Here is a 16287-nt window from a genome sequence, read left to right as displayed (position 1 = left end):
ATTCTTATTTTCACTACCATTTAAAAAATAAAAGAAATGTAACTCTTACTAGAGAGAGGAACTTACATGATGATATATCTTGATTATGCAGCTACTACACCTATGAGCGCGGAAGCATTACAAACATATACGAAAGCAGCATCGCAATACTTCGGAAATGAACAAAGTTTACACGATATTGGAGGAACGGCCTCTTCTTTATTACAAGTTTGTAGAAAAACATTTGCCGAAATGATTGGCGGAAAGGAACAAGGGGTATTCTTCACGAGCGGTGGGTCAGAATCGAACTACCTTGCGATTCAGTCCCTTCTCAATGCCCAAAATAAGAAGCATATTATTACGACACCTATGGAACATGCATCCATTCGAAGTTATTTTCAAACCTTACAATCAAAAGGGTATACAATTACTGAAATTCCTGTTGATAAAAATGGACTCATTCGTTTAATAGATTTAGAAGCAGCTATTACAGAAGATACTGTTCTAGCAAGTATACAGCACGGAAACTCTGAAATCGGAACCGTTCAAAATATCGCAGAGATTGGGGCACTTTTAAAAAAATATAACGTTTTATTTCATTCAGATTGTGTACAAACCTTTGGTAAACTTCCTATCCATGTTTTTGAGATGGGGATTGATAGTCTTTCTGTTTCAGCACATAAGATATACGGACCGAAGGGTGTTGGCGCTTGCTATATCAATCCGCAAGTTCGCTGGACACAAGTATTTCCGGGGACTTCTCACGAAAAAGGATTTCGTCCAGGTACAGTGAACGTTCCTGGCATCGCAGCTTTTTTAACAGCTGCTGAGAATATATTAAAAAATCAACAAGAAGAAAGTTTACGTTTTAAAGGGTTACGATCTTACTTTTTAGAGCAAATACGAACACTTCCGCTAAAAATTGAAGTAGAAGGTCATTCTGCTTCTTGTTTACCACATATTATTGGGGTTACAATAAAAGGAATAGAAGGCCAATATACAATGCTAGAATGTAATCGCCGCGGTATTGCCATTTCTACCGGAAGTGCTTGCCAAGTTGGTAAACAAGAACCTTCGAAAACAATGCTTGCAATTGGAAAAACGTATGAAGAGGCAAAACAATATGTCCGCTTCTCTTTCGGACAACAAACAACGAAAGATCAAATTGATACTACTATTCATGCACTACACACAATTGGAAATCAATTTTATAGAGGTGTTAAATCATAATGAAACAAAATGAACAAAAAAAGATTTTAGGTGAAGAAAGACGACAGCTTATCCTTCAGTGGCTTCTCGCTGCAAATGAACCGTTATCCGGAAATGAGCTATCGAAAAAGACAAACGTAAGTAGACAAGTTATCGTGCAAGATATTTCCTTGCTTAAAGCACGAAACGAACCGATCATTGCGACTGCTCAAGGCTATTTATATTTAAAACCACAAGAAAAACAACAAGCTTTCGAACGCGTAATTGTATGCCAACATAAGCCAGCAGAAGTACGTCAAGAACTTACAATGCTTGTTGACCACGGCGTTACAATTAAAGATGTAAAAGTTGAGCATCCTGTATACGGTGACTTAACAGCATCTATCATGGTAAGCAATCGCTTTGATGTAGAGCAATATTTACAAAAAATCGAAAACACAAATGCTTCCTATCTATCGCAATTAACAGACGGTATTCACTTACATACTATTGAGGCAGATTCAAAAGAAAAATTAGATGCTGCTTGCGAGGCTTTAGATAAAGCAGGATTTCTCGTTTATTAATGTAAAGCACAGAGTTTTTATAATTCTCTGTGCTTTTTTAATGCTATAATATTGTAATCAATTGTAAAGGAGATCAAATATGAGAATTGAACTCGTTCACTTTAGCATTGGCAAACCGAAACAAATGAAATATAGCGAAGATAAAGAAATGATAACAGGTATATGTAAAGATTCTACAGAAGAAGCTTTTCTCTCAAAAGATGGCTTCCTTGGTGATGATGTAGCTGATTTAAAACACCATGGTGGACCTGATCGCGCCGTTTGCGTGTATCCACACGAGCATTACGCACTATGGGAAGAAGAATTCCAAACAACACTCCCCGCTTCTGCATTTGGCGAAAACATTACCGTAACAAATATGTTAGAGCGTGATGTTTGCATCGGAGATACATACAAATTAGGTGAAGCAATCATTCAGGTGACACAAGCAAGAGTACCTTGTAGCACGATTTCAAAACGCCTCGGTATTCCTGGCATACTGCCGCGCATTGTAGCAACTGGATTTACTGGCTATCTATGCCGCGTTCTTCAAGAAGGTACTGTACGTAAAGATTCAAAAATCACATTACTAAAACGTCAACCGAGCAATGTTTCTGTCTTGTTCTCTAACGAAATTTATTTTCATAATAGAAAAGATAGAGATGGCATCGAAAAGATTCTTGCTGTTCCAGAACTAGCTGACGTTTGGCGCGGTCAATTAGAAGAGCGTCTTGCGAAGTTAAAATAAAGAATCCCACCATTTATAGGTGGGATTTTATTGATCTATCACACGGTATAACCTAACTCCCCTTATAACCAATAAGAAGAATAACTCCCCAGCACCGTAACAGAAAAACCAAGTGCTTCAAGTTCCATCGTTACGCCTGGCAATAATACGTCATCGTATGCTTTGTCGACATCGATTAAGAAAAAGTAATTTCCAAGTCCTGTTTTCATCGGGCGCGATTCGATTTTGGATAAGTTTAATTTTCTCCATGCGAAAGCTGATAACACTTGATATAGTGCCCCTGCATAATCAGCAGGTAACGTTATCATAAGCGTCGTTTTCTCTCCGCGGTTTTCTCCATTATTTGAGAGTATTGCTTTCTTTTTCTTATGGAGTACTAGGAAACGTGTATGATTATTTTTATGTGTATGAATGCTTCGCCTTACAATCGTTAATCCGTATTTCTCTGCAGCTGCTTCATTTGCAATGGCAGCAATTTTTTCTTCAGGATGTTCTTTCACATATTGCGCAGCAGCACTTGTTGATGTCATATCTCGAGCAGTTATCCCTTTTAATTCTTCATTTAAAAACTTATGACATTGTGCAATAGCGTGTGGATGAGAATGCACTGCATATACTTCTTCCCACACTTCTGCATACTGCGGATGTACAAGTAAATGTTGCTGAATGGGCACTGTAATTTCTCCTACAATAGAAAGTGGTTGCTCATGCACGAGATAATCAACTGTTATATTCACTGAACCTTCTATAGCGTTTTCTAGTGGTACCACTGCATAATCTACATTTCCATTTGCAGTTGCATCCATACAGTCTGGAATCGTTCGATACGGTACATGCTCTGCTTCCGGAAAAAAACGACTCACCGCCATATTTGTAAATGTTGCTTCTGGTCCTAAATATCCTACTCGAATCATCGTCTTTTCCCCTCTTTTTCGTTTTCTTACTGTTATACCATACTTTTTTATATTCTTCTATGTAAATTTCGAATATTTAAAAAAGACTAGCGTTTGCTAGTCTAAATGTTTCTTATATTCTCTTTGCGCGAAAAAGAAATACATGATGCATGCGGCGATATAAAATAGAATAAACAAAGCTACTTTTCTTAATGAACCATCCATAAAGATCGTTTTATGAAACGTATATAACGCAACTGCACTATGCATACTCCCTACTATAATTGGTACAAAAAATAGCATACACAATTGCCAACGAGAAACCTTCCATACTTCTTCCTTCGTCATTCCAAGTTTAGAGAGTGCACCATACTGCTTTCGGTCCGATGCAATATTATGGAACCATTTAAAATACACAATACTACATGAAGTAAGAAAGAATAATATACTAATAAATGAGCCTACAAATAGAGTAATATCGCCGCCTTCTTTCATATTTACATACAACTCCATATTGCTTCGAAATGCATTATTATTATCTTGTTTCATATGTTTCCGTAAATCTTCATTTAATTTTTTCGTATTTTCGATATTTGGTAATGTGTAGCCCCTATATATCATTTTTTCAGAATCAGGAACCTGATTTGCTATACTATCAAAATCTTCATCATTCATAACGAAGAACAGACCATTAATGTACGAAGGATGATGGTTAAATTGAACGCCTTCTTTCTGGCCGTTAAATACGAATTGATATGGTTGATTCATTACTTGCAATTGAATCTCTTTTTGATTATATACATTCGAATTATTATATTTATTATAATAAACGAGTGTCACTGTACCTTTTTTAGGATGATACGTTTTCTGTTTTTGTTTTCTCGCCTCTTGATTGTATTCACTTTGTTTAATGAGTGGCGCTACTTCTGTTTCTCCCTTATTGGTCTGAAAAGATGCATACACTCCAACAAAACTCATAGATTGAAAATCATCATACCCATATTGGTGCAATAATTGTTCAACCGTGCCCTCCGTAAAGACTTCATGAGAAGAAGCACCTTTTTCTATGTAAGAAAATGAATGCACGCCCCCGCCACGCCACATATCTTGCATACCAGAAAAATATAAGAACACCGTACCTGTTGCTGTAACTACAAACGTCGTTGCCATAGAAAGCATAAAGAAAAAGCGACCATTTTCCTTCATTCGATGTGACAATTGATTCACTATAAATAAATACGGATATGTATACATAATCTTTTTATTTCGTTTAATCATTTCCAACAATTGGATTGCACCGTGTGTAAAAGAAAAGTACGTTCCGAAAAAAACAAGTATAGACACAGGGAAAAAATATAATCCTATCGTTTCCATTGTCACTTGTAGCGCTAACGCATATCCTGTCCCTAAACAAATAAAGCCGAATATACAAAGCCATATTGATGTTTTCTTCTCTTTTTTATCCGTTCGAAATTCTTTTAATAACCGAATAATTTTTATGTTCCATATACGTAAAGCACTTATAAAAGATAACAGAATAAAAACAACCATATATGTAATAAACGTTACCACAATCGCTTTCACGTCAAATATGACAGGGAGTTCTTTCGGAAGACGCATTAGCATGCTAAACACCATAAAAAAGAGTTTCAAAAAGATCATGCCAATCCCAATACCGAAAATATTAGCAAATACCCCGATCAACATTTGCTCGGTCATAATTACACCAATTACGTTAGATTTCGTTGCTCCCATTAACATATATAATCCTAATTCTTTCTTACGTGCCTCTATGAAAATAGAAGTGGAGTACAAAATAAATATGACGAAAAAAGAAATGATAATAACATTACATATGATCAGTCCCCAGCGTACGTTTTGATACCACATCGTCTCTTGCATATACGGATGTACAATGACGGACATGTATGCAAAAGACGCAAATATCGCAAAACAACTACTTAAGAAAAACACTTTATAATTACGCCAATTTCCTTTTATATTTTGCAGCGCTAGTTGCCGAATGTTCATCTATCGTCCTCCTGTAACTTACTACATAGGCAAAAAGCTAGAGGTTCCCCTAGCTTTTTACGTGTTTTAAATATCCTCTTTGCGCGATCATAAAGTAAATCGCAGAAGCTAAAATGTATGCTCCAATTACAAGCGCACCTGATTTCCATAAATCGAGATAAAGCATTTTTCCTAACGTATGAAGAGCAAATCCACTATGAATAGCGCCGATGACAATTGGGATAAAGAAGATAACGCCCATTTGTCGAATTGCAATTTTACGAATTTCTTTATCTGTCATACCGATTCTCTTTAACGATTTAAATTGAATACGATCTTGTTCTTTATCGTTAAACCATTTAAAGTATGTCATACTACAAGCGAAGAAGAAGAATAGTACTGCTACGAAGAAACCGATAAACATTGTAATTGCCCCTGATTCCCTTATATTTTTATAAGCGAGCACCGAGTTGTTTAGTTCCCCTTGTTTATCTGGTACAATTTCCTTTTTCAAATCTAACACAAGATCTTCTGTACTTTTCCAGTCTTCTATATAATAACCGTAATATTTCGTCTTTTCTTCATCCGGTACGAGCTTTGCGTATTTCTCAAAATCTTGATCATTTACAATGAGATATTCACTATCATTAAAAACAGAAAAAGGAGTTGGCTTATTTAATTGAACAGACTGCGTTTGTCCGTTAATTTTAATTTCATGCGGTTTCGTACGATCTATCTTCATCATATCGTTCGCCATATCCGTTATGACCATCGTTGCACTACCTGGTGCATTATGAACTTCTCTAACTTGCTCTCTTTTTTGTTTACGTACTTCAGCGTTATATTCTTTTTCTGAAACAATCGCCATTGGCATTTCATGTTCACTGTTAAACATCGTGATTTTTTGAGTTCCAGGAAGTTTTACGTACGTTACTTCTCGCGCTTCTTCAAATCCGTGTTTTTTTATTAATTGTTTTGCTTTTCCTTCTTTGATGACATTATGCGTATGTATTCCCTTTTCCTCATACGAAATAGCATGCGGGGTACTAGTTACTGCCTTATAACTCATATCCTCAAAAAATACGTACAGCGTACCAACTGCTGAAGATACTACCGCCGTAATGATAGAAATTACAAATAAAAAACGAGCATTATCTTTCATTTTATAAATAAGATTGCTAAGTACAAACATATTTGGATATGTATAAAAAGATTTTTTTCGTTTTTGTAACGCCTTTAATACAACTGTACTACCTTGTGTAAACAGCAAATAAGTTCCGCCTATCGTCAGCCCTACAATCGGTAAAAACAGAATGATAAAATTCATAAATGTTACTTGGAAGCTAAGTACATATGCAACAATAATACATCCTATACCAACTACGCATAACCATGTAAATGCAAAAGGCTCTACTTTTTGTTTTCTTGCTTCTCTTAATAAATCGATAATTTGCAAGCGTCCTACTGTCCAAACGCTAAACAATGATAGGATTAAAAATAGAATAAAGTATACACCTGCTGTAATCAAAACCGCTTTACTATTCCATACGAGTGGAAGTGTTTTATCTATTTTCAATATTACGCTTAATGCTTGGAAGAATAATTTTGAACAAAGCATACCAAGTCCAATACCTACTACAATTGCAATACTACCTAACATAAGCTGCTCTAATATAATCATTCGGCCGAGCTGCGATTTTGTTCCGCCTATTAATGTTAATAGACCAAACTCTTTTTTCCTTGCTCGTAAAAACGTTGAATTTGCATATAAAATAAAGAGTGCTGAGAAGATGACTACAATATAATTCATTGATTCTAACCCTTTTGAAATCATCTCCTTCATACTAATATTACCGCCTACAACATCTGGATGATAAATGAAGGAAGCATACATGAAAAATACGACTATCGATAAACAACTACTTATAAGAAACGCTTTATAATTACGCCAATTTCCTTTTACATTATTAAGCGCGAGCTGGCGAAAGTTCATGATATTCCCCTCCTAGCATCGCAAGTACGTCCAGAATTTCTTGGAAAAAGGCTTGTTTCGTTCTTCCCTTATGTATTTCTGAGAAAATCTCTCCATCACGTATGAAAAGAATACGTTCGCAATAACTCGCCGCTACTGGATCATGCGTTACCATTGCAATTGTTACTTTCTTTTGTTCATGCAAATCTTGCAACGCGCTCATTAATGATTTTGCCGACTTAGAATCTAAGTTTCCGGTTGGCTCATCTGCTAAAATTAGCGTCGGTTCATGAATGATCGCTCTCGCAGCTGCTGCACGTTGCTGTTGGCCACCTGATACTTCATATACCTTTTTATTTAAAATGCCCTCGATATTTAAAAACTTTGCAATCTCAAGCACCTTTGCATCGATTTCATTTACAGATTTCTTCGCCATTACAAGTGGTAAAATGATATTTTCTTTAATCGATAACGTATCAAGTAAGTTAAAATCTTGGAAAATGAATCCTAAATGTGTACGGCGAAACTCCGCTAATTTTGCAGCACGCATTTGATTAATTTCTTCACCATTTACAAGCACATGACCTGAAGTTTGCTTATCAATTGTTGCTAATAAATTTAAAAGCGTTGTTTTTCCGCTCCCTGAAGGACCCATAATCCCTACAAATTCGCCTTCTTCTATTTTAAAATTTATATCATTTAAAGCAGTCGTTGCTACTGAACCTTTCGATTGGTACACCTTCGTTAATCCTTTTACTTCAAGAACACTCATTTCTAATCCCCCTATGTGTTTTCTTCTTACATTTACTATAAGAAAAATAAGAAAAAGAAACGAGTGATTTCCCTTACAAAACGTTTTGTTATCTTACAGTTTTGTCATTTTTCTCATTAATGTATGATATTCTTCATCTTTTGCAAATTGGAACGTGAATGTTGTCCCTTCCCCTTCAGCCGATTGCACATACATACCGTGATGTAAATTATCACAAATTTCCTTCGTAATATATAAACCCATTCCAGTCGCTTCTCTCGTTTTCCGACCATTTACCCCTGTAAAGAATGGATCAAATATACGCTTTACATCTTGCTCTGGAATACCGATTCCATTGTCCTTAATATGTAATAACACCTTTTGATCTTTCTCTTCAATTTGAAATTGAATTTCCTTTTTCTCTGCTTCCGAAATTTTTGTATACTTAATTGCATTTACAACAATTTGTCCTATAGCAATACTGAGCCATTTTCTATCAGAGGCAACCATACAAGTATCTTCCTCAAACATCACTTTCGGAAATACAGACGATTGAATGAAGGACTTTCTATTTTCATTAATAATACCTCTAATAATATCTATCACATTTACTACTTCTACTTTATAATCTTTCGCAAACTGCTCTAACCTTGCCATATGTAACGCTAAATCTAAACCATTTAGTATGCGATTATTTTCTTCACGAATACTTTCAACTGTTGCCCTTGCTTCACGATGCTCTTTACCAAACTTCTGTAATAGTAACTCAATAACAGATACCGGTGTTTTCATTTGATGAATCCATTGGTTCATAAATATCATTTGCTGTTGTTCTTTTGCATGTTGTTTATGAACTTCATTCATATATTGCTGTCTTAATAGCGTAAACGATTCAACGACCATCTCTTGCTCTGCCGTATAAGAAGTATCAATAAGTAAGGAATCATGTAATGTATTTCCGCCAGTAACATACTTTTCAATCCTCTTTAAAAACACACTCCGTTTTCGGTAATCGTAAATGAGATATACAGTAAAAACAACTGTCCCTAATAAAAGTCCGTATAACCACGTATTCCAATCAATAGATCGCTTTTCTAAAAGACTTTGCAACTGCAAAACGAGCCCAAATAAACAGAGGCTAACAATGTAAGAAAGAATTAAAGAAAAGCGGTCCATGAGGTAATCTTTAACCTTCATGGCCTTCTCCCCACTCTGTAAGAAGCGCATAACCGTATCCACGTTTCGTTACAATTGCATTTTTAATGCCTAGCTCCTCTAGTTTCTTTCTTACACGTTTTACATTTACGGTTAATGTATTATCATCAACAAAAGCTACCTCATCCCAGAGGGCTTCTAACAATTCTTCGCGCGTTACATATTGATCTGCTTGTTTCATTAAACACTCTAATAAGTAAAATTCATTTTTTGTCAGTTCTGTTTGTTGCCCTTGCCACTCAACAACGTGCTGAGATGGGAATAACAACAGTCCATTTACACCTAAACAATCGCTTTCTGCCGCAGAAGCATACTCACCATACCCACGACGAAGTGCACTTTTTACCTTAGCCATTACAATGTCTAAATGGAATGGCTTCGTAATGTAATCATCTCCGCCATTTTCAATTGCCATTACTTGATCCATTTCCCCCGTTCTTGCAGAAACAAAAATAATGGGTGCATTCGATACAGTGCGGATTTGACGACACCAATAGAAACCATCAAAATACGGTAAATTAATATCAAGTAACACGAGATGTGGATTTACTTTTACAAACTCATCTTTTATATGTCGTAAATCACTTGCTCGAAATGACTGATAGCCATACCTTTCTAAATGCTCCTCTAATATCCCCGCGATTTTTTCATCGTCTTCTACAATTAATATTTTATACATGTTCACTTTCTCCCCATAAAAAGTTCTTATAAAACCACTTCTTTTTCTATTATAAATTGAAAATTTAATTAGTGGGGATTTTTTCCTGTATAAATCAGACTTTTACGATATAAAAAAAGACTGCCATATTTCGGCAGTCTTAGTCGATAAATTCAAATTCATATTCAAGAATTTTTACAATATCTCCGTCTTTTGCACCACGTGCACGAAGCGCTTCATCAATACCCATTCCGCGCATTTGGCGAGCGAAACGACGTACAGATTCATCACGTGAGAAGTCTGTCATCTTGAATGTTTTCTCGATATCGTAACCAGAGATAACAAACGTGCCATCACTTTCACGTGTAATTTCAAATTTAACACCTTCAGTATCAAATTTGTACATTACACTTGTATCAGACTCATCCGCAACTTCATGTATTGGGAATTCTGGTGTTGTTTCTAATAAGTTCGCTACTTCAAATAGTAAATCACGAACACCTTGTTTCGTTACAGCTGAGATTGGGAAGATTTTTACTTCGTCTCCCACTTTCTCTTTAAATGCTTGTAAGTTTTCTTCTGCATCTGGCATATCCATTTTGTTTGCAACAACAACTTGTGGACGCTCCGTTAAGCGAAGATTGTATTCTTTTAATTCATTATTAATCGTTACGTAATCTTCATATGGATCACGGCCTTCTAAACCAGACATATCAATAACATGCACGATTACACGTGTACGCTCAATATGACGTAAGAATTGGTGTCCAAGTCCGACGCCAGCATGTGCCCCTTCAATTAATCCAGGAAGGTCAGCCATAACGAAGCTGCGGTTATCACCTGTTTCAACAACACCAAGGTTTGGAACGATTGTTGTAAAGTGATACTCTGCAATTTTCGGACGTGCTGATGATACGACAGATAATAATGTAGATTTACCTACACTTGGGAATCCAACAAGTCCAACGTCTGCTAGTACTTTAAGTTCTAGAATGACATCACGTTCTTGACCTGGTTCCCCATTCTCAGCAATTTCTGGCGCTGGGTTCGTAGCTGTTGCGAAACGTGAGTTACCACGGCCACCGCGGCCACCTTTTGCAATTACAGCTGTTTGTCCATGCGTTACTAAATCGGCAAGAATTTGACCAGTTTTTTCATCTTTTACTACTGTTCCTGGCGGAACTTTAACGATTAAATCTTCAGATTTACGGCCGTGCTGACCTTTACTCATTCCGTGCTGACCGCGATCAGCTTTGAAATGACGTTGGTAGCGGAAGTCCATTAATGTACGTAAGCCTTCTTCAACAACGAAAACAACATCTGCACCTTTACCACCGTCGCCACCTGCTGGACCACCTTTTGGAACATACTTCTCACGACGATACGCAACCATTCCGTTACCACCGTCGCCGCCTTTTACATATATCTTGACCTGATCTACAAACATTATTTCACCACACTTTTTTCAATTGGTTGTAATATAACTGAGACTTCTTCGTCTCTTACTGTATAAGAAATGGAATACCATTTATTGTTTTCGTTCGCAAGCCAATTCTGTAGTTCTTCTACACTCGTTAGCTTACCACGAAAATCAAAAAAGAAACGAGCATTCTCCGCGTCACATTCAATTGTGATACAAACATAATTTTCAACATATACGTCTAAACTATGCTGAAGCATTGAGAAAAATTGATTCGTCCATGTACATACAGTCTCATCTAAGTGAGATAAGTTATGTAAATTCCCTAATACTTCGTACTCCAATAAGCACGGCTGCTGTTTCCAATTATATGTTAAAATCCACTCTGAAAATAAAGGCATTGATAGCCCCATCAGATTGGATTCTTGTCTCGCTTCTTGGACAAAACGATCGATGAGACTATGAATTTCTTCCACTTTTCCAAGGGAAAGGTTTCCTTTCACCATCTGCATACGATTGAGCCAATCATGTCTTGAATGGCGCAATGCATCTATAATTGTCCATTTTTTATTCATTTAGATACTCCTTAATATAGAAAAACTCTAACCTGCACTCAGGTTAGAGTTTTCCGTGAGTTCTTATGCTTCTTGAGCAACAGGATATACGCTCACTTGTTTGCGGTCACGGCCAAGACGCTCGAAGCGTACTACGCCGTCAACTTTCGCGTATAAAGTGTCATCGCCACCACGACCAACGTTAACACCTGGATAAATTTTTGTACCGCGTTGACGGTAAAGAATTGAACCACCTGTAACCGTTTGACCATCTGCGCGTTTAGCACCAAGACGTTTTGACTGAGAGTCACGACCGTTCTTTGTACTACCTACACCTTTCTTAGATGCGAAAAACTGAAGATCTAATCTTAACATACGTTACACCTCCTGCACTTTTTCTATTAAACGGATATACTTTCCGTAATCAAGTTCGATCGTCTTAAGCGAAACAACCAATCCTTCTAAAAGTATCTGTGCTTTTTCTGCTGTATGAACGTCTAAATCATTAGGCAATTCATACGTTAAGAATCCACCATCACTTCCGAGTTCAATAGTTGCCTGCACATTACAAAGTTCTTCCACAGCATTTATGGAACCAAACACAACCGCTGTAGTTCCAGCACAGACAAGATCTTGTCCATGTGGCGCATAATCGGCATGTCCAGTCATTTTAAATGATTGGATACTTCCTAATTTCGTGCGACTTATCGTAATTTTAATCATGTTAACCAGAATTAAGCGTTGATAGCTTCAACAACTAGCTTAGTGTAAGGTTGACGATGACCTTGTTTCTTACGATTGTTCTTTTTCGCTTTGTATTTGAAAACGATGATTTTCTTAGCGCGACCGTGTTTTTCAACTTTCGCAGTAACTGTTGCACCTTCTACAACTGGGCTACCAACTTTCACGTTTTCGCCACCAACGAAAAGAACTTTGTCAAAAGTAACAGTTTCACCAGCTTCAACATCTAATTTTTCAATGTAGATTTCTTGACCAGCTTCAACTTTGATTTGTTTTCCACCTGTTTCGATAATTGCGTACATACTTGCACCTCCTCTTAATTACTAAGACTCGCCAAAAACGAGGTAGACATAAATGCCTTTAAGGAACCTGTCTTGTGCGGTTGTAGCATATAGCCGTTTAGGTGCTATAAACTATAACATAAAGATGTTATCATGAATCATAGACTATTGTCAATGAAAGTTCTAATAACTATTTTTTCCGTTCTATAATTTCTTTTTTACTTCCAAAACGGATAATAGCGTACTTTTCGATCATATCATCTTTGAAATAAATTTCAAATGGAATATTTTTTTGTAATTCTTTTTGCAAAAATTGTTTTTGTAATTCTTTAGGTGCAGAGATTAATACTGCCTCATCTTCTATATTGCCATATGAAATTAGCTCTCTCTCTAGCTCATACGCAATCGTTTCATACGACATGACATAGCCCGTCGCTTTGCACGGTGCACACTCTTCAAGTAATACGTCGCGTAAAGAATGTTTTTTACGTTTACGTGTCATCTCTAAAATCCCTAACTCTGTGAACCCGAGCACTCTTGTATATGTTCGATCATTTTGCATAGCAGCGATGAGACATTCTCTTATCTTTTCTTTATCTTCTCTTCTTTTCATATTAATAAAGTCAATTAATATCATACCACCAATATCACGGAGTCTTAATTGACGCGCTATCTCTTCAGCTGCTACTTCATTTGTACGAAGGACTGTATCTTGTAAATTCTGTTTTCCAGTAAACTTACCCGTATTCACATCAATTACAGTCATCGTCTCCATTTGTTCCACAATTAAATAAGCACCATTTGGGAGCCAAACAATTTTTTGAAGTGCTTTCTCAATCTCACGCTCTATGCCAAAATGGTTAAATATTGAAGACTTTTCATTATAAAAAGATATTTTTTCTTTGCCGACTTTTTCTTCTAATTCTTTTACTATACTTCTTGTATCTACAACTACTTTTTCAATCGTTTCAATTGGATTCTCTTGAAATACACGATCTAAAAAGGTTGCTGGCCGATGGACTAGTAACGGTGCCTTTCCTTGGCCCTCTTTTCTTTTTAACTCTTCATATAACTGCTGTAACCTTTGCATTTCAGCTTGTATTTCTTCAATTTCTCCTTTTTCAGAAGCTGAGCGGAAAATATAACCTCCTTTCCCTTCTACTTCAATTTGGAGTAATTGTTGCCTTCTTTTATTGTTTTTTATTTTCCGAGAAACCGCACGCATTTCATCATATGGCATATAAACGACATATTTCCCGGTAAATTCTATATTTGCTGTCAATTTCGGCCCTTTCGTATCAATTGCCTCTTTTACAACTTGTACGAGTACCGCTTGTCCTTCATGTATTCGATAAGAAGATGGTACATCATCGTACGAAAGATAAGCATGTTTTTCTAAACCGATATTTACAAAAGCTGCGTTCATTCCAGCAATCGTTCTTACGATACGTCCAACATAAATATGCCCAACAATCTCTTGTTCTTCATTTCGTTTCCATAAAAACTCAACAATTTTCTTCTTCTCTTCAATTGCAACGCGTTTTTCCGATCCAGTATAGTTTATATATAACGTTTTCAAAATTCTTTCCTCACTTTATAATCTTCTTTGCTTTTACAATAATAAAAGGTTAGTGCTAACGTCAACACTAACCGATTAATTCTTCAACAGATGAAGTTGTTCGTTTTTCAGTAAAATACGCATAAAGCAATTCATTTTCATCCAATGTGTAATGTTCTTTATATTTCCCATGGACGATAATAGAGTGCTTATATCCTCTACGAAATTTTGTGAAGATTGTATATAAACGATCTTCTGTTTTCACTTCAATTGGTGCAATCTTTTCAATTCCTCTTTTGTTCCCATAATAACGTTCTAATAAAAAACGCATAAAGGCATATCGTCTTTGTTTCCATTCTTGATATAACGACACCGCTAAAAATATAAGCAGTACCCACATCATAATATTATTACTATTCCAAAGTAACTGCCACACTAGTATGACACTAAAAAAAACACATGATAATTTCATCATCTTTTCATGTGCTTGTAAATAAGGAAAACGATATGATAAGACGTTAAACAATACTTTTCCACCATCAAGCGGCCAAATAGGTAGTAAATTAAATGCTAAAATAATTATATTATTCCACATAAAGAAATAATATAATTCCGCATGAAGCCAACCAGCTTCAAACAACATATAGCCTATCGCCATCATCCAAATATGTTGAATAGGTCCTGCAATTACAACAACTAGTTCCTCTTTCAATGATTTATTCCCATGCTCCTCAAGCTCAGCTACACCACCAAACGGTAAAAGTTGAATTTTTTTGATGCGCCAATTATAGTGTGCTGCTGCAAAAGCATGCCCGAGTTCATGGACAAGAACGATACAAAATAACAGTAGTAACTCTTTAAAACGTGCCGTAAAAATACCAATGACAATAATAACCCAAAACAACGGATGCACTGAAATTTTCGTTAAAACCTCTCTATATTTAATCAAATGAAATCACCTGAATCGGGTCAATAAATTTTTCATCCTTTTTTATTGCGAAATAGAACTTACCATTTTTATCGTTTGTATCATTACTCACCGTTCCAATTTTTTGTTTCTTTGAAACGTAATCATATAATTTCACTGACATATCATTTAAATTTGCATACCATGACTCCGTGCCATCTGCATGCTGAATTTGAACTGTATTACCAAGTTCCTCTTTCTTTCCTGCAAAAACAACTAGCCCCTCATTCACTGACTCAACAGTTGCATTTGTAGCTGTTTGAACAAATACACCTTGGCCATTTTTTTGAAACCCTTGCATCACCTTTCCGGAAGCAGGAATGGCATAATCTTTTTGCTGAATGGTCCCTTCTTTTTTCTCATTAGGCGAATAGAACACGAGAGGTTTTCCAAACTGTTTTTCGTACCATTTCGCTACAGTAGCAAATTGAAATTCTTCTTTCATCACTTTTTCTGTAACAGCTTTCGCACCGTCAAAAGAAGAAGGTGCATTCTTATATAAAATAGCGACAGAAAGAACTAATATTGCTGATAACAATACTTTGAAGAAAAATACTTCTTTTCGAAATAAAGGATGAATTTCCTTTTCTCCATCTTCAATAAATACTGTTTCACTATCAAAATTCTCTCCAGCAAAATACTGCTCTTCCTCCATCCTTTCTTGCTCTGCCTTCCTTTTCGCAATCCGTTTTTTAATTTCTTCTACACGTCTATTCTTCATACTGTCTCCCTTCTTTCGTTCAGCTAATGTACATAGAAACAGTTGTATACAGTTTGTACATATGTATG

The 16287-nt window shown here is 36.1% G+C and carries 17 protein-coding genes and 1 other annotated feature; of the genes, 3 read left to right on the top strand and 14 right to left on the bottom strand.

What is annotated here, in order from left to right; translation table 11 throughout:
- Nucleotides 1–66 precede the first annotated feature (66 nt).
- From QCI73_RS05415 to QCI73_RS05405, 3 genes are all read left to right on the top strand, one after another.
- The gene (locus tag QCI73_RS05415; protein ID WP_200730844.1) at nucleotides 67–1209 is read left to right on the top strand and encodes an IscS subfamily cysteine desulfurase; all 1143 of its coding nucleotides are present in this window, start codon (nucleotides 67–69) and stop codon (nucleotides 1207–1209) included.
- The gene (locus QCI73_RS05410; RefSeq protein ID WP_000812272.1) at nucleotides 1209–1751 is read left to right on the top strand and encodes a transcription repressor NadR; all 543 of its coding nucleotides are present in this window, start codon (nucleotides 1209–1211) and stop codon (nucleotides 1749–1751) included. The genes QCI73_RS05415 and QCI73_RS05410 overlap by 1 nt, the downstream gene beginning before the upstream one ends.
- Nucleotides 1752–1830: 79 nt before the next feature.
- Nucleotides 1831–2478: an MOSC domain-containing protein gene (locus QCI73_RS05405; RefSeq protein ID WP_070806877.1), complete on the top strand. Its 648-nt coding sequence runs from the start codon at nucleotides 1831–1833 to the stop codon at nucleotides 2476–2478.
- 62 nt (nucleotides 2479–2540) lie between these two features.
- Here QCI73_RS05405 and pheA read toward each other — a convergent pair whose 3' ends face one another.
- From pheA to spoIVFA, 14 genes are all read right to left on the bottom strand, one after another.
- Nucleotides 2541–3392, bottom strand: a complete 852-nt coding sequence (pheA, locus tag QCI73_RS05400) for a prephenate dehydratase (RefSeq protein WP_061132109.1) — start codon at nucleotides 3390–3392, stop codon at nucleotides 2541–2543.
- Between the two features lie 96 nt (nucleotides 3393–3488).
- Nucleotides 3489–5402 carry an ABC transporter permease gene (locus QCI73_RS05395; protein ID WP_353822614.1) on the bottom strand — a complete coding sequence of 638 codons (1914 nt, stop codon included), beginning with the start codon at nucleotides 5400–5402 and terminating at the stop codon, nucleotides 3489–3491.
- A gap of 49 nt (nucleotides 5403–5451) precedes the next feature.
- Nucleotides 5452–7374, bottom strand: a complete 1923-nt coding sequence (locus QCI73_RS05390; RefSeq protein ID WP_353822613.1) for an ABC transporter permease — start codon at nucleotides 7372–7374, stop codon at nucleotides 5452–5454.
- Nucleotides 7349–8125, bottom strand: a complete 777-nt coding sequence (locus tag QCI73_RS05385; RefSeq protein ID WP_000114533.1) for an ABC transporter ATP-binding protein — start codon at nucleotides 8123–8125, stop codon at nucleotides 7349–7351. Before QCI73_RS05385 ends, QCI73_RS05390 begins: the two co-directional genes overlap by 26 nt.
- A 93-nt stretch (nucleotides 8126–8218) precedes the next feature.
- A complete protein-coding gene (locus QCI73_RS05380) occupies nucleotides 8219–9301 on the bottom strand; it encodes a HAMP domain-containing histidine kinase (protein WP_000864967.1) in 1083 nt (360 codons plus the stop codon).
- Nucleotides 9291–9998: a response regulator transcription factor gene (locus QCI73_RS05375; protein ID WP_000276715.1), complete on the bottom strand. Its 708-nt coding sequence runs from the start codon at nucleotides 9996–9998 to the stop codon at nucleotides 9291–9293. The genes QCI73_RS05380 and QCI73_RS05375 overlap by 11 nt, the downstream gene beginning before the upstream one ends.
- A gap of 139 nt (nucleotides 9999–10137) precedes the next feature.
- Entirely contained in the window at nucleotides 10138–11424 is a 1287-nt protein-coding gene (gene obgE / locus QCI73_RS05370) for a GTPase ObgE (protein ID WP_327922447.1), read from the bottom strand.
- Nucleotides 11424–11972, bottom strand: a complete 549-nt coding sequence (locus QCI73_RS05365; RefSeq protein ID WP_353822612.1) for a sporulation initiation phosphotransferase B — start codon at nucleotides 11970–11972, stop codon at nucleotides 11424–11426. The genes obgE and QCI73_RS05365 overlap by 1 nt, the downstream gene beginning before the upstream one ends.
- 63 nt (nucleotides 11973–12035) lie before the next feature.
- The gene (gene rpmA, locus QCI73_RS05360; protein WP_000944958.1) at nucleotides 12036–12326 is read right to left on the bottom strand and encodes a 50S ribosomal protein L27; all 291 of its coding nucleotides are present in this window, start codon (nucleotides 12324–12326) and stop codon (nucleotides 12036–12038) included.
- 3 nt (nucleotides 12327–12329) lie between these two features.
- Nucleotides 12330–12674 (bottom strand): ribosomal-processing cysteine protease Prp, encoded by a 345-nt coding sequence (locus QCI73_RS05355; protein ID WP_001993153.1) that lies wholly within the window; start codon nucleotides 12672–12674, stop codon nucleotides 12330–12332.
- An 11-nt stretch (nucleotides 12675–12685) separates the two neighbouring features.
- A complete protein-coding gene (rplU, locus tag QCI73_RS05350; RefSeq protein WP_000270908.1) occupies nucleotides 12686–12994 on the bottom strand; it encodes a 50S ribosomal protein L21 in 309 nt (102 codons plus the stop codon).
- 14 nt (nucleotides 12995–13008) lie between these two features.
- Nucleotides 13009–13086: a sequence feature (ribosomal protein L21 leader region), on the bottom strand.
- A gap of 77 nt (nucleotides 13087–13163) precedes the next feature.
- Nucleotides 13164–14552 (bottom strand): Rne/Rng family ribonuclease, encoded by a 1389-nt coding sequence (locus QCI73_RS05345; RefSeq protein WP_327922445.1) that lies wholly within the window; start codon nucleotides 14550–14552, stop codon nucleotides 13164–13166.
- A 67-nt stretch (nucleotides 14553–14619) separates the two neighbouring features.
- Nucleotides 14620–15480 (bottom strand): stage IV sporulation intramembrane metalloprotease SpoIVFB, encoded by an 861-nt coding sequence (spoIVFB, locus tag QCI73_RS05340; protein ID WP_262724357.1) that lies wholly within the window; start codon nucleotides 15478–15480, stop codon nucleotides 14620–14622.
- The gene (gene spoIVFA / locus QCI73_RS05335; RefSeq protein ID WP_000797462.1) at nucleotides 15473–16219 is read right to left on the bottom strand and encodes a stage IV sporulation protein SpoIVFA; all 747 of its coding nucleotides are present in this window, start codon (nucleotides 16217–16219) and stop codon (nucleotides 15473–15475) included. Before spoIVFA ends, spoIVFB begins: the two co-directional genes overlap by 8 nt.
- Nucleotides 16220–16287 lie beyond the last annotated feature (68 nt).

Source organism: Bacillus cereus group sp. MG16 (assembly GCF_040459875.1).
Lineage (GTDB): Bacteria > Bacillota > Bacilli > Bacillales > Bacillaceae_G > Bacillus_A > Bacillus_A paranthracis.
The sequence above is the reverse complement of the archived record's forward strand: the minus strand, read 5'-3'. Positions and strand labels throughout refer to the sequence as shown.

What these genes read in the sequence shown, in the direction of transcription:
- QCI73_RS05355 (WP_001993153.1), bottom strand. Translation starts at nt 12,674, where the DNA reads ATGATTAAAATTACGATAAGTCGCACGAAATTAGGAAGTATCCAATCA.
- obgE (WP_327922447.1), bottom strand. Translation starts at nt 11,424, where the DNA reads ATGTTTGTAGATCAGGTCAAGATATATGTAAAAGGCGGCGACGGTGGT.
- QCI73_RS05385 (WP_000114533.1), bottom strand. Translation starts at nt 8,125, where the DNA reads ATGAGTGTTCTTGAAGTAAAAGGATTAACGAAGGTGTACCAATCGAAA.
- QCI73_RS05375 (WP_000276715.1), bottom strand. Translation starts at nt 9,998, where the DNA reads ATGTATAAAATATTAATTGTAGAAGACGATGAAAAAATCGCGGGGATA.
- QCI73_RS05390 (WP_353822613.1), bottom strand. Translation starts at nt 7,374, where the DNA reads ATGAACTTTCGCCAGCTCGCGCTTAATAATGTAAAAGGAAATTGGCGT.
- rplU (WP_000270908.1), bottom strand. Translation starts at nt 12,994, where the DNA reads ATGTACGCAATTATCGAAACAGGTGGAAAACAAATCAAAGTTGAAGCT.
- QCI73_RS05395 (WP_353822614.1), bottom strand. Translation starts at nt 5,402, where the DNA reads ATGAACATTCGGCAACTAGCGCTGCAAAATATAAAAGGAAATTGGCGT.
- rpmA (WP_000944958.1), bottom strand. Translation starts at nt 12,326, where the DNA reads ATGTTAAGATTAGATCTTCAGTTTTTCGCATCTAAGAAAGGTGTAGGT.
- QCI73_RS05365 (WP_353822612.1), bottom strand. Translation starts at nt 11,972, where the DNA reads ATGAATAAAAAATGGACAATTATAGATGCATTGCGCCATTCAAGACAT.
- pheA (WP_061132109.1), bottom strand. Translation starts at nt 3,392, where the DNA reads ATGATTCGAGTAGGATATTTAGGACCAGAAGCAACATTTACAAATATG.
- spoIVFA (WP_000797462.1), bottom strand. Translation starts at nt 16,219, where the DNA reads ATGAAGAATAGACGTGTAGAAGAAATTAAAAAACGGATTGCGAAAAGG.
- QCI73_RS05405 (WP_070806877.1), top strand. Translation starts at nt 1,831, where the DNA reads ATGAGAATTGAACTCGTTCACTTTAGCATTGGCAAACCGAAACAAATG.
- QCI73_RS05380 (WP_000864967.1), bottom strand. Translation starts at nt 9,301, where the DNA reads ATGAAGGTTAAAGATTACCTCATGGACCGCTTTTCTTTAATTCTTTCT.
- QCI73_RS05410 (WP_000812272.1), top strand. Translation starts at nt 1,209, where the DNA reads ATGAAACAAAATGAACAAAAAAAGATTTTAGGTGAAGAAAGACGACAG.
- QCI73_RS05415 (WP_200730844.1), top strand. Translation starts at nt 67, where the DNA reads ATGATGATATATCTTGATTATGCAGCTACTACACCTATGAGCGCGGAA.